Source organism: Ochrobactrum quorumnocens (genome assembly GCF_002278035.1).
Classification (GTDB): domain Bacteria; phylum Pseudomonadota; class Alphaproteobacteria; order Rhizobiales; family Rhizobiaceae; genus Brucella; species Brucella quorumnocens.
In genome coordinates this window covers 315,467-328,043 of record NZ_CP022605.1, presented here as the reverse complement: position 1 = coordinate 328,043, position 12,577 = coordinate 315,467, and the positions used below count along the sequence as shown (strand labels likewise).

The following is a 12,577-nucleotide window of genomic DNA, read 5'->3' as shown; positions in this document are numbered from 1 at the left end:
AAAACCAAAGAGGGTGAACTGGATATGTCCGAACTCAACATCTCCTACAAAAATCTTAGTGAAACAGAGAAGTTAACTCTTGATCAGAACCTCCGCTCGGGCGCATCGCGTCGCGATGTTCTTAAAATGCTGCTGGCAGCAGGCATGACGGTGAGTGGCGCAGGTGCAATTGCGACGCAAGCGACGGAAGCATTTGCGCAGACCGCAAAAAAAGGTGGCAAAATACGCGTTGCGACTTATGCCAGCAGCACCGCCGATACGCTCGATCCTGCACGCGCGATATTCAATATCGACTATATTCGTGTCAACAGCATCTATAATGGCCTCACTCGGCTTGATGATACGCTCACTCCACAAATGGAGCTGGCAGAGGCGTTCGAAACGGACGATGCCAAACGCTGGATAATCAAGTTGCGCAGGAACGTCGTTTTTCACGATGGTTCGCCGTTCGGCGCCGACGATGTCGTCTTCACGCTGTTACGCCACAAGGACCCGGCAACCGGATCCAGCGCCAAAACGATTGCCTCTCAAATCGATGCTGTCACAAAGACCGGCGATCATGAGGTTACCGTCGAATTGACGGGTGCAAATGCCGATTTTCCCGCTTTGATGGGAACACCGGCATTCCTCATCGTAAAAAATGGAACCAGCAACTTTAATCAAGGTATAGGGACCGGTGCGTTTAAAACCACGGAATTTAGCCCCGGCACTCGCTCACGCATGAAATCCAATGAAAACTATTGGAAGCAAGGGGGCGGACCTTATCTTGATGAGATCGAAATCTTTGCGATCCAAGAGGAGACAGCGCGTCTGAATGCGTTATTAGCGGGTGACGTGGACATTATTGCCAATGTCAATCCCCGGGCGGCTGCCCAGATCACCGATGCAGGTCACCAGTTGCTTCGGACCGTTGCCGGCCAATATACCAATCTGATTATTCGTCTCGATCAGGAACCGGGCAACAACGGAAAATTTGTACAGGCAATCAAACATCTTATCAACCGAGACCTCGTCAGTAAGGCGGTGTTTCGAGGTTTCGCGCAACTGGGTAATGACCAGCCAATCCCACCGTCGAGCCGTTTTTATCGACAAGACCTCGCGCCAGCTCCATACGACCCTGAAAAAGCAAAATCATTGCTCACAGAGGCAGGCCTCATTGGTAAGACAATTCCAATTGTTGCTTCAAGTGCAGCACAGCAGTCTGTCGAGATCGCAATGGTCTTGCAGCAGGCTGCGTCCGAGATTGGTCTTAATTTCGATGTCCAGCGTGTTCCAGCCGATGGCTATTGGTCGAACTATTGGCTCAAAGCGCCAATATGCTTCGGCAATATCAATCCCCGCCCCACGCCTGATGCAATGTTCTCACAATTTTACAAGTCTGACGCAAGCTGGAATGAGAGTAAATTTCAGAACGAGAAATTTGATGCTCTGCTCTCAGAGGCACGTGGCCTTACCAACGACGCAAAGCGGATCGAAATTTACAGCGAACTCCAGGAGATCGTGAGTGCCGATGCTGGCACGATCATTCCAACATTTTATGATGGTCTCGATGCTTATAGCGGAAAGGTCAAAGGTATTCGTCCGTTGCCGAGCGGAAATCTGATGGGCAATTCCTTCGCTGAACATGCCTGGCTGGAAGCCTGACCTTTGGTCAGGTAGCTTTGCTTTTCGGGTTCGGGCAAAACATTGGTTTTGCCCGAACTGATCGTTTCCCCCGATATTGGGTTGCGCATGACCATAAAATCGCCATTGTTGAACCTCGTCGCCAAACGCCTTGTTGTTGCAGTCGTTACGCTTTTGATTGTTGCATTTACGATCTTCTTTGCAACGGCGATGCTGCCCGGAGATGTGGCAGAAATCTTGCTCGGCCAGGCAGCAACGCCTGAGGCGGTTGCGGGGCTTCGCGAAGCGATGAACCTCGATCAACCTGCTTTCCTGCGCTTTTTGTATTGGCTGGGCAACCTGTTGCGCGGTGATCTTGGCGTGTCTTACGTCAATAATGTGCCGATTGCTGATCTTATCGGCAACCGGCTGGTGAACTCGTTGAAGCTTGCCGGTGTCACAGCCGCAATCTCGGTGCCGGTTGCTTTGTTTCTCGGTATTACGGCGGCGATCATGCGCGGCACAATCTATGATCGTGTTGTATCCATCTTCACAATCTCGGTAATTTCGGTGCCGGAATTCATGGTAGCGACGATCGCTGTGCTGGTGTTCGCGGTTTATCTTGGCTGGTTTCCGGCACTTTCGATGGCCAATGAGGTGACATCTTTCCTCGGTCTTTTGAAAGTCTTTGCCATGCCGGTTATCACGCTGAGCTTTGTGATCTCGGCGCAGATGATCCGTATGACGCGAGCAGCCGTGCTTGAGACACTCAATACACCCTATGTTGAAATGGCCCTGCTCAAAGGCGCATCACGCCGCCGGATGGTGACGGTTCATGCGCTTCCCAATGCGCTCGGCCCCATTGTGAATGCGGTTGCACTCTCACTGTCGTATCTGCTGGGTGGAGTTATCATCGTAGAAACGATCTTCAATTATCCCGGGATAGCCAAACTAATGCTTGATGCGGTAGCAACACGCGATCTGCCTTTGATCCAGACTTGCGCGATGATCTTTTGTTTTGGCTATCTCCTGCTCATCACGATAGCGGATCTGATCGCTATTGTTTCCAACCCGAGGCTGCGATAATCATGACCGCTTCCGTTTCAAATCCGCGAAAGACCAAGTCTCCGCGCTTCGGCTATCGAGTTAATCTGGTTGGTACAGTTTCATTCCTGATTATCCTGTGCTGGGCATTGGTTGCAATTCTTGCTCCCTGGATTGCGCCGCATCCTGTTGGTGAAATTGTCGACTTTGATTTTTTTGGTCCATTGAGTGCGCAGTTTCCGTTGGGTACTGATTACCTGGGTCGCGATATGCTTTCGCGGATCATTTATGGTGCACGCTTCACGGTCGGTATTTCAATTGCTGCTGTTTTCCTGGCTTGCTTTCTTGGTGTTACGCTCGGCATGACCGCTGCCGTAATTGGTGGCTGGTTCGATTCCGCACTAAGCCGTTTTCTTGACGCCTTAACATCCATCCCAAGCAAAATTCTCGCACTGGTTATCGTAGCAGGTGTTGGCTCATCTATCCCGGTCCTGATCATCACTATGGCCGTCATCTATATACCCGGCAGTTATCGTTTTGCTCGCGCACTTGCTATCAACATCAATACGATGGATTACGTGACGGTTGCTCGCGCACGTGGTGAAAAGATCGGCTATCTCATCCGCTCGGAAATTTTGCCCGGCATCATTGGACCAGTGCTGGCCGATTTTGGTCTGCGTTTTGTGTTCATCGTGCTGCTATTGTCCAGCATGTCATTCCTCGGTCTGGGCGTGCAGCCACCATTTGCCGATTGGGGCGCTCTGGTTAAAGAAAACATCGGCGGGCTGTCCTTTGCAGCACCGGCTGTTGTGTTTCCGTCTATTGCCATTGCGAGCCTCACAATCAGCGTCAATTTGCTGATCGACAATCTACCGCAGAAGATCCGCGACAGGAGCGAATGAATGAGCAATCTTGTTGAGATCAACAACCTACGCGTCGATGCCAAAACGGATTCAGGACGCAAAATTGAAATCATTCGTGATGTCAGTTTTGAAATTGCTGAAGGTGAAATTGTAGCGCTTATTGGTGAAAGCGGTTCTGGCAAAACGACAATTGCGCTGAGTTTGATGGGCTATACGCGTCCGGGTTGCCGGATCGTCGGTGGTAGTATTGCTGTTGCCGGTCAGGATATTGTCATCCTATCGGAGCGCAAACGTTCGAAGAAGCGTGGTACAGAAGTTTCCTATGTGCCGCAAAGTGCGGCGGCATCTTTTAATCCAGCGCATCGCATCATGGATCAGGTCATTGAGGTGACAAAGATCCACAAGCTGATGTCGAAGGAAGAAGCGCGTAAAAAGGCTGTTGAACTGTTTAAGGCATTGGCCTTGCCCAATCCTAAAACGATTGGTGATCGCTATCCGCATCAGGTTTCCGGTGGACAGTTGCAGCGCCTCTCAGCGGCGATGGCCCTTATTGGTGATCCCAAGCTTGTAATATTTGATGAGCCAACGACAGCCCTTGATGTGACAACGCAGATTGAGGTGCTGCGTGCTTTCAAATCGGTGATGAAAAAGAAGCATATCGCTGGCGTTTATGTTTCTCATGACCTGGCAGTCGTTGCGCAGATTGCAGATCGTATTGTCGTGCTCAAAGGCGGCGAAGTGCAGGAAGTGGGCTCTACGCAGTATATTCTGCATCATCCCCAGCATCCCTATACGCAGGAATTGCTTGCTGCCTTTGAGCCCGCTTTACATGTGAAACCTGAAACTGTCGCAGTTGAAAAGCCTGTGCCACTTCTCGTCGTTGATAAGGTGCTCGCCGGTTATGGCATGGTGGGTAAGTCTGGCGAACCAGCGATGATTGCGGTCAACAATGTCAGCCTCGAGTTGTCACGAGGACAGAACCTGGGCATCATCGGAGAGTCAGGTTGTGGCAAGTCCACGCTTGCGCGTGTTATTGCGGGTATTCTGCCTGCCGCGAGCGGTAAGATACTATTTGAAGGCAAGGAAATGCAAAGCGATCTGCGTCATCGCAGTCGTGAGCAACTGCGCGAATTGCAAATTGTCTTCCAGTTTGCTGATACGGCCCTCAATCCGGCCAAATCGATTGCAGATATACTGGCGCGCCCGCTTCGCTTTTATCACGGTATGAACGGCAAAAGCCGTGAAGCCCGGATCGACCAGCTTCTTGATATGGTGCGTCTGCCGCGCAACATGCGTTATCGCAGACCCGGTGAACTATCGGGCGGTCAGAAACAGCGTATCAATCTGGCGCGCGCTCTCGCTGCAGATCCTAAGATGATAATCTGCGATGAGATTACATCGGCGCTCGATACGGTGGTCGCTGCTTCCATTATTGATTTACTGAAAGAACTGCAACGCGAATTGTCGTTGTCCTATCTCTTTATCAGCCACGATCTCTCGACGGTCCGCGCAATCTGTGATGAAGTTGTTGTGATGTATGCAGGTAAAAAGGTTGAGCAATTAAGCCCCAATATGATGGGCAGTACCGCCAGCCATCCTTATTCGCGGCTTCTGTTCTCGTCGGTGCCAAAACTCGATACCCGCTGGCTCGATAGCTTGCAACAAGACCCAGAACTGGTCCGTGACTTCACCAGAAGATGAGTTATTACAACGTAACCCGAAAGTGGGAAATCGCTCCCAGTTTTCTACGATCTGCTTGTCTTATGGTGTTTCCTGTCAACTGGGAGATACTCGTCCCACTGCGAGAGAGTTCGAGCTCTCCCAACAGTGGCGAGGGGCGGATCGTGGATATGCAGACCGTTTAATGGGTCGAGCTAGAGTTTGATCGCCTCGTCTCAAAGATCGCACCGCAGCGAAGAACCGCGCCAAGGCGTTTTCCATTCCTCTGCTCAAGCGCCAGAATGCGGAAAGGCTCAAGCAGATTGAGCGCCAGATGCAAGCAATAGAAGCAGAAATCATAGCGATCATTCAAGTGGATGCACAATTGGCTGCAAATTTTTCTATCCTCACGTCCATACCAGGTTTCTCGACAATCATTGCCTTCTCCTTGATCATAGACATGCCAGAACTGGGGAGACTTGAAACCAATCAGGCCGCAGCCCTTGCCGGGCTGGCCCCAATGACGAGGCAGTCGGGCAAATGGCGCGGCCAGACCTTTATAGCCGGTGGCCGCGCCAATATCCGACGGGTCCTTTACATGCCTGCTCTGGGAGCTACCCGTTTCAATCCTGACCTCAAAGCCAAATACGATCAGCTCAGAGCAAAGGGAAAACCGCCAAAGGTCGCCATTACAGCCGTCATGCGAAAGCTCATCGTGCTAGCAAATGCACGCCTAAAAGCGCATCGCTGTTGGGCACCAAAAATGGCTTGATCAAGACGGATACTCTAGGTCTACTCGGTGAACATAACGTCGAGCGGGAGATGTGCTTTCACTATCGGTGATTTGAGCACAACGAAGCTGAAATACTTATCAATGCCAACATCCATATCAATCAAACGCTCCATGATCGTCTGATATTCGACGATTCCCGCGGTGACGAATTTAACAAGATAATCGTAACCGCCTGATACGAGATGGCATTCGATAACGGAATCAATTTTCTCCACCGTTGCTAGGAAACGTGCAAAATCAATCTGCCGGTGGTTTTTGAGTGTGACTTCGGTAAATACGGTCAGCGTGTGTCCGAGTTTTGACACGTTAATCTGTGCCGAATATCCGGTGATATATCCTTCAGACTGAAGTTTTTTCACTCTCATCAGACAAGGGCTAGGTGACAGATTGACGAGTTCGGCAAGTTCGACATTGGTTATCCGCCCATTCTTCTGCATTTCGGATAAAATTCTGATGTCAATTTTGTCGAGCTTCATAGTCAAAACCATTCATTCGGTATTCTTATTTCGGATTATTATCTTTTTCGGTCCAAGCTGCAATCATGCGGTTTACGGTTTTCCATCTTCAGTTATCATACGAAGTAGACTTGCCTTACACACAATAATCCCCTGTAGAAACCTCAGTAAACCATATGAAATTCTGTGTAAGTGCAAACTCCGATGCACTGCGCTTCGCTTGCCGGATTAGGATATGCGAAACACTGGAGTCCTGCACATGTCTGCACCGCTATTGCACATCGAAACCAATCCGATTTTGCCTAAAGAGGCGGATGTTGTTGTCATCGGTGGGGGCGTTGTCGGTGTATTTACTGCCTATTACCTTGCACGCAGCGGTGTGAAGGTTGCGCTCGTCGAAAAAGGTCGCATTGCAGCCGAACAGTCAAGCCGCAACTGGGGGTGGTGCCGTCAGCAGAACCGCGATGCGCGTGAACTCGCCATGGCAACGAAAAGCCTTGAACTCTGGGATAGGATTGCGGCGGAAACTGGTGAAGATCCGGGCTTCAGGCGCTGTGGACTGCTTTATCTTTCACAAGACGAGGCAGAAATTGGGGGCTGGGCGCGCTGGCGCGATTTTGCCAAATCTGTCGGCGTTACAACGCATATGCTAAGCGCCTCAGAAGCTGCCGAACACGGCAAAGCAACCAAACGGGCGTGGGCGGGTGGCGTTTTTTCTCCGACAGACGGTATAGCAGATCCCTCACGCGCTGTTCCTGTTGTGGCGCGTGGCATTATGGCTGCTGGCGGAACGGTGCATCAGAATTGCGCAGCGCGCGGCCTGGAACTGAGCGCCGGACGCGTCTCTGGCGTTGTAACCGAAGCAGGCACGATTCAGACGAAGACCACGGTACTGGCGGGCGGTGCATGGGCATCGTCCTTCTGTAATCAGCTTGGTATTCGCTTTCCGCAGGCTGCGGTCCGTGCGTCGATTTTGTCCGTTGGACCCGGAGCCAATGGACTACCGAATGCTTTGCATACCTCGCAAGTCTCCCTTACACACCGCTATAATGGCGGCTACACCCTGGCAATCAGCGGCCAGGCTCGTGTGGATGTAACACCGCAGCAACTACGGTTCAGTCGCGAATTCATACCTATGTTCGCACGTCGCTGGCGGAGCCTTGCACCAGGTGGCATTCAAGGCTGGTGCTCAGGCCATGAAACGCTAAGCAAGTGGTCCCTAGATAAAATCACACCAATGGAAAGAAATCGCATTCTTAATCCGAAGCCTGATGAGGGGCAGATCAGACTTACATATCAAAGAGCGCGTGATCTTTTGCCTGAGCTTGCCACGACACCGATTACCAACCGTTGGGCAGGCTATATCGACAGTACGCCGGACGGCGTGCCGGCGATTGGTGAGATCGAAACAGTTCCAGGCTTTATCCTTGCTGCAGGTTTCAGCGGACATGGTTTCGGCATCGGTCCGGGCGCGGGGCACATGATTGCTGACATAGTTTTGGGACGGAAGCCGATCGTTGATCCGACACCATACAAACCCGAACGGTTGAACCGTAGCGCATGGGGCAAAGTCGCCGAATTTTAGTCATTGCGAAGCCAGGAATAATCGATGTGAGCACGAAGGTTGACCAGAGTTACAATCGCCCAGATATTGACTAGCAATCTGAACATGACGTGGCTGCACGTGCTGACGAAATGCCGTTGCCAAGCGGCGTGGCGGATCTAGCCAATCGTGCTGGCACGTCTGCCAGCACGATTGCCCGTCTCGAAAACGGCATGCTTGCAGAGAGCCATGAGGTATCCGTCGCGAGCATACCAGTTGATTGGCGAGTTACGCGCAGAATGGAAGGAACTCGACACAAAAATTGCAGCCTTGAATACCGAGTTTATCCAGCTGGCACGCGGTGATGCCGCTATGCGCAGACTGACCTCGATACCCGGTATTGGTGTGCTTAACGCAACGGCCCTGGTCGCTGCGGTGGGTGATGCGAGCAGCTTCACCAAAGCGCGCGACCTGGGTGCCTGGCTCGGATTGGTCCCCAGACAGTACAGCACCGGCGGTAAACCCCGACTGCTTGGGATATCGAAACGTGGCAACACCTATTTGCGCACTCTGCTCATCCATGGTGCTCGCGCGGCGTTACCGTCGCTTTCAACAAGTGACACGCCTCGGGCGATGGCTGAAGGCCATGATAGAGCGAGGCGTACACCGTAACGCCGTGATTGTAGCGCTGGCAAATAAGCTGGCAAGGATAGCGTGGGCCGTCTTGCGCAAGGAAACAGGCTTTGACCGCAGTTACCCAATAGCTGCGTAATAGGATCGGCTATGCACTATGAAACGCGTAGCCCACCGAAGTTTGCAGGAAGGATCGTAAAGATGGCCTGACAGTCGAACGGCGTTTAGAAAGCCCGGTCAAAAAAATGGCACTGGGTGCCGAAGTGTTTATTGGGGCTCTGAACGTGCGGATGTCCATCTTGGCAATGAGCTTACTCATGAGACTGTATACGTTGACGCAGACTGATCAGAACATCGCAAAAATCCTCTTGCAAACCGGGCGATCCATACTTTTTTTGAAGCGCAGCCCTTCACTGCGAATGAATTCCCAGATCGTATTGTGCGAGACGGAAATACCCCGCTCGGTCAACGCCGCCTTCAGGCCATGCAGTGCCAGGTGGGGGGTCTCGGCGAGCCGTTGCACAATGATATCACGATGCGGTTCGAGTATCCGCTTGCGGTGGCCGCCCATCTTGCCGGGATGAACCGATCCGGTCGCACGATGGCGCTGGGACCATTTTACGACTGAAGACGCGGCAATTTCAAACCTCGTCGCCACTGAACGAATGCTTCCACCACTCAGCACGGCGGCACGGGATGGCAACCTGATCACCGCTGGCGGTGTTACGTCCGGAATCGATTTCGGTCTGTCAGTCATCGTTGAGTTGATGTGGTAGGATGAGGCGGAGACAATCCAGCTCTCGCTCGAATACGCCCCAGCTCCCATTTGATAACGGATTGCCGTCAAAGGCTCGCCGGAAATTTATGCGGAAGCCCGTCAGTGCGTGGTTCGGTCTAGGCAAGAGCGGGAGGCGCTCCTTTGAACTTAATCCGCTTGAGACATCGGTTTATGCAATGAAGTTGACTGACGGGAGAGCGGGGTTTCGTCATACTGGCATGGTTACATAAAAGGCAGCTTTTCTAATGGCGGCGTAACCTTAACCTATTCCCGGAAGCGTGTTGATATATGATGGTGTGATTGTGCAGGTTATAGGTAAGCGATATCGCGCCAAATAATATTGGCGGTTTGGCGTAGTTCGTGGTGGATGACAGAGGTGAAGCGGACAAGGGGAGATTGGTGAAGGTTACGGTGCCTCGGTTCTCGACAGCTGCTTGAATGTCTGGCCCCGCCGTTGTCTGCTTGAGTTGCGACATATGCCCCTAGGAGGCTATTTGACGATGGGATATCACTCAACACAGCCTTAATCGCGATGTGCGTTCCCCGCATTCTCCTGCAATTAAGTGAACACGCAAATCCCACTCGTCGGTTTGCAAATAATAATTCATCCGTCTAAACAGCGCTTGCGCCCTTGGGAGGATGGGCCGGTGTTGATTTAGAATATGGATGGAAAAAATGATTATTGTCTGGCGCGGATGGGGGTTTCTCTCCGTGATCATTATTGGAGCGGTGACGGTTGCCACTTTGCTCGGCACACTTTGGGTGACGGAAACCTTGCAGTTGCCTGACTGGACGAAAGCTCTTGATATTGCGCTCTCACTGATAGTAGCCGGTATCGTCAACTGCATAGCCGGGCGCGCGCTCAACAAAGAAACGGGGTCGCAGTTTGTTTCCGACGATAAGACCGGACGCTCTTGCGGGAACAGTGCAACTCGGCACGATCTGTTCTTCATAAAGATGGAATATTGGTCAGTACCGCTCTTTGTTATAGCAGCATGGCTTATAGCAGCGACATTCTTTGCCGAGTAATGTGACGGCGCTCATCGGATGATCAATCCCTCCTCGATTTGAAGGGCGATTGTCCGCCTGTGTTTTTCGACACGCTGGTATCGCGCCAACTATCCAACAAAAGTCGAATTAATTCCATGACACGAAGAAAGGGCTCGATCACGCTTTTAGCGTGACGTTGAACTATTATGACATCAACTTTGAAATCGCTTCTAACCGCGCTGTGCCTCACTGCCGGAGTCTGCCTTGCGGGCTGCAACGACCAGAAGAACGGGCAATCAACTGCGGAGGCTGAGCAGCCTTCAGCCCAGCAGCAGGAGATTGCGAAATACAACACCTATATTGACGCAGCAAACGGCAGTGCGTCTTTCGGAGCCAATCTCGCCGATCATCTAAAATATTACCAGGAGACGCTGGAAAAGGGCCATGAGCTCAAGAACTATTCCGTCGAAAGTCCGTATAACATCAAGCGTATGCGTGAGACGCTCGATAAAGCTCTGGCGATGCCTACGGAACTCCCCGAAATCGACGAGGCTGCAAAAGCCCTTACAGCGGCGTTGAAAGAAGTTGAGCCGCTGAATGCGGAACTGGATATTTACACTCAGGCAAAGGGTTATCTTGCAGACAAGGGAAAAAAGGCTCGTGAAAAGGATGACGAGTACGTTGCCGCGATGGCAAAAGTCGCAGCGGCGGAGGAAGAGTTTTACAACGGTATCCGCAAACGGGACGAGGTAAACACCCGTACTGCGTTTGAGCAGGCCCAGAAGGATACGGTCGAGTATTTCCGCGCGGGCATAATCCTTTATTCAAAGCAGACTGCTCGACTTGCCGACGAGTTCTTCCAGTCGAAGGGTGAAGAAAAAGCCGCTCGGGCGTTTGGCGACAGTCTCAATCAGGTCAATGAAATGGCGGAGGGCTTTGATAAAAAGATCCGCGAAAATAGGCCGGATGGTTGCACGAGCATGATGCGTTCGGTCAATAGCGTCCTGGCGCGAGGACGCAATGCCATTCAGCGTGCTGAAAGAGGCGATTACAAGGATCAGGGGTTCAGCAGCCTTTCCGACCCTGTTGTTATGGATGTCCGCGCGTTCAATCAAGATTTCAACAATATGATCAACGACTTCAATCGCGATCGATGCTAACACGTGGAGCCATCCTATGAATTTCCTTCACAACTTTGGCTCAGCCATATTGTTATCGCAGTTTGCCAGCCGTCAACTGGAGGGGCTGCATACGCTCATGGACTGGAAACGCATCCCAGTCGGAAAGTCAGACGATTTTTATCGACAGACGCTTGCTTTCGATAAGATTGTGGGCGAGGGGAGTTTTGGACGCTGTTATCAGCGCTATTTCTTGATCAGAAAAGCCATGGTCGCTCTGGCTTCGATTATTATCGTCTCAGCGTTGATTGTCTTTTTGTTGTCGAAAGTGCCGTCGTTGGGCGGTCAGATAAATGAACTGATCGCCTGGCTTTTGTTAGATTTTATGCGGTTCATTTATATTGTAAGCACGGCAAGCGGGGTTCTGCTTGTGATATTGGTCGGATGCCACTTTTATTCGCGCTCGCTTCTGAACCGGCTTCTGGGTCCGGAGCTTGCTCAGCTTTGGCGTTCAATTATCCGGAAATGGGCTCCAGAACTTCAGAATGAGGACGCTTTACGCCGCAACGAGCCCGACGAAGTTGCAGCAATGATCGTTCACTATCGGCGTTGAGGGCGCGGATCCTCTGCAACTGGTCGAGTTGGCTTCTGCTCGGCTTACGTTTCAAAACGTAATCGCCGTATTGATATTCTGAAGTAATAAAACATCGGGAAACGTAATTTGAGCGGTTCGGTGGTGTCATCGGTTGGATTGCGCTGTATTCAAGGAGCGTTGAATCAAATGACTAATGAGGATTGTTATGAAAGCATATCTTTTAGCCGCCACACTCGTAATTGCAGCTACTCCTTCTTTTGCCTGCACGGCAGAAGAAGCCACTGCAAAGGCCACTGAGGTCTCGCAAAAGATGCAGGAGCTTGCAGCCAAGGACCCTCAGAAGGCTGCAACCGTTGCCCAGAAAATGTCGGCTGCTCAAACGCAGGCGGCGACTGATCTAGAGGGCGCCTGCAAGGTCTATGACGATATGCTCGCTGAGCTGAAATAGTCCTGAAGCTTAACGGCAGCACCTCACAGGTGCTGCCGTTAGCTTGCGCCAAAATA

Annotated in this window: 11 protein-coding genes and 2 pseudogenes; 11 read left to right on the top strand and 2 right to left on the bottom strand. The window is 51.6% G+C overall.

Translation table 11 applies throughout. From position 1 onward, the window contains the following. Window positions 1-24 precede the first annotated feature (24 nt). From CES85_RS23605 to CES85_RS23585, 5 genes are all read left to right on the top strand, one after another. Window positions 25-1,644: an ABC transporter substrate-binding protein gene (locus CES85_RS23605; RefSeq protein ID WP_095448268.1), complete on the top strand. Its 1,620-nt coding sequence runs from the start codon at window positions 25-27 to the stop codon at window positions 1,642-1,644. An 87-nt stretch (window positions 1,645-1,731) separates the two neighbouring features. Next, complete coding sequence (locus tag CES85_RS23600) at window positions 1,732-2,688, top strand: ABC transporter permease (RefSeq protein ID WP_404904598.1); 957 nt, start codon at window positions 1,732-1,734, stop codon at window positions 2,686-2,688. 2 nt (window positions 2,689-2,690) lie between these two features. Continuing rightward, window positions 2,691-3,548: an ABC transporter permease gene (locus CES85_RS23595; RefSeq protein ID WP_095448267.1), complete on the top strand. Its 858-nt coding sequence runs from the start codon at window positions 2,691-2,693 to the stop codon at window positions 3,546-3,548. Further along, complete coding sequence (locus tag CES85_RS23590) at window positions 3,549-5,210, top strand: ABC transporter ATP-binding protein (RefSeq protein WP_095448266.1); 1,662 nt, start codon at window positions 3,549-3,551, stop codon at window positions 5,208-5,210. 292 nt (window positions 5,211-5,502) lie between these two features. Beyond that, window positions 5,503-5,940 (top strand): transposase, encoded by a 438-nt coding sequence (locus CES85_RS23585; protein ID WP_095448265.1) that lies wholly within the window; start codon window positions 5,503-5,505, stop codon window positions 5,938-5,940. Between the two features lie 20 nt (window positions 5,941-5,960). Here the strand turns inward: CES85_RS23585 and CES85_RS23580 are convergent, their stop codons facing one another. After that, window positions 5,961-6,437: an Lrp/AsnC family transcriptional regulator gene (locus tag CES85_RS23580; RefSeq protein WP_095448264.1), complete on the bottom strand. Its 477-nt coding sequence runs from the start codon at window positions 6,435-6,437 to the stop codon at window positions 5,961-5,963. A gap of 238 nt (window positions 6,438-6,675) precedes the next feature. On the opposite strand from CES85_RS23580, the gene CES85_RS23575 reads away from it, so the two are divergent. Continuing rightward, the gene (locus CES85_RS23575; RefSeq protein ID WP_095448263.1) at window positions 6,676-8,001 is read left to right on the top strand and encodes an NAD(P)/FAD-dependent oxidoreductase; all 1,326 of its coding nucleotides are present in this window, start codon (window positions 6,676-6,678) and stop codon (window positions 7,999-8,001) included. Window positions 8,002-8,241: 240 nt separating this feature from the next. Beyond that, window positions 8,242-8,731, top strand: a pseudogene (locus tag CES85_RS23570) (IS110 family RNA-guided transposase); the annotation flags it as partial. Window positions 8,732-8,977: 246 nt separating this feature from the next. Here the strand turns inward: CES85_RS23570 and CES85_RS27935 are convergent. After that, window positions 8,978-9,304, bottom strand: a pseudogene (locus CES85_RS27935) (IS630 family transposase); the annotation flags it as partial. Window positions 9,305-10,045: 741 nt separating this feature from the next. Between CES85_RS27935 and CES85_RS23555 the strand changes: the two are divergent. From CES85_RS23555 to CES85_RS23540, 4 genes are all read left to right on the top strand, one after another. After that, window positions 10,046-10,399: a hypothetical protein gene (locus CES85_RS23555; protein WP_157743494.1), complete on the top strand. Its 354-nt coding sequence runs from the start codon at window positions 10,046-10,048 to the stop codon at window positions 10,397-10,399. 167 nt (window positions 10,400-10,566) lie between these two features. Continuing rightward, on the top strand, window positions 10,567-11,520 hold the full coding sequence (locus CES85_RS23550; RefSeq protein WP_095448260.1) for a DUF3829 domain-containing protein: 954 nt from the start codon (window positions 10,567-10,569) through the stop codon (window positions 11,518-11,520). Between the two features lie 16 nt (window positions 11,521-11,536). Beyond that, on the top strand, window positions 11,537-12,091 hold the full coding sequence (locus CES85_RS23545) for a DUF6097 family protein (RefSeq protein ID WP_095448259.1): 555 nt from the start codon (window positions 11,537-11,539) through the stop codon (window positions 12,089-12,091). Window positions 12,092-12,278: 187 nt separating this feature from the next. Continuing rightward, window positions 12,279-12,521, top strand: a complete 243-nt coding sequence (locus tag CES85_RS23540; RefSeq protein WP_095448258.1) for a hypothetical protein — start codon at window positions 12,279-12,281, stop codon at window positions 12,519-12,521. Window positions 12,522-12,577 lie beyond the last annotated feature (56 nt).

Coding starts and splice junctions, on each gene's coding strand:
- CES85_RS23595 (WP_095448267.1), top strand. CDS start 2,691: ATGACCGCTTCCGTTTCAAATCCGCGAAAGACCAAGTCTCCGCGCTTC.
- CES85_RS23540 (WP_095448258.1), top strand. CDS start 12,279: ATGAAAGCATATCTTTTAGCCGCCACACTCGTAATTGCAGCTACTCCT.
- CES85_RS23585 (WP_095448265.1), top strand. CDS start 5,503: ATGCAAGCAATAGAAGCAGAAATCATAGCGATCATTCAAGTGGATGCA.
- CES85_RS23575 (WP_095448263.1), top strand. CDS start 6,676: ATGTCTGCACCGCTATTGCACATCGAAACCAATCCGATTTTGCCTAAA.
- CES85_RS23580 (WP_095448264.1), bottom strand. CDS start 6,437: ATGAAGCTCGACAAAATTGACATCAGAATTTTATCCGAAATGCAGAAG.
- CES85_RS23605 (WP_095448268.1), top strand. CDS start 25: ATGTCCGAACTCAACATCTCCTACAAAAATCTTAGTGAAACAGAGAAG.
- CES85_RS23555 (WP_157743494.1), top strand. CDS start 10,046: ATGATTATTGTCTGGCGCGGATGGGGGTTTCTCTCCGTGATCATTATT.
- CES85_RS23545 (WP_095448259.1), top strand. CDS start 11,537: ATGAATTTCCTTCACAACTTTGGCTCAGCCATATTGTTATCGCAGTTT.
- CES85_RS23550 (WP_095448260.1), top strand. CDS start 10,567: ATGACATCAACTTTGAAATCGCTTCTAACCGCGCTGTGCCTCACTGCC.
- CES85_RS23600 (WP_404904598.1), top strand. CDS start 1,732: ATGACCATAAAATCGCCATTGTTGAACCTCGTCGCCAAACGCCTTGTT.
- CES85_RS23590 (WP_095448266.1), top strand. CDS start 3,549: ATGAGCAATCTTGTTGAGATCAACAACCTACGCGTCGATGCCAAAACG.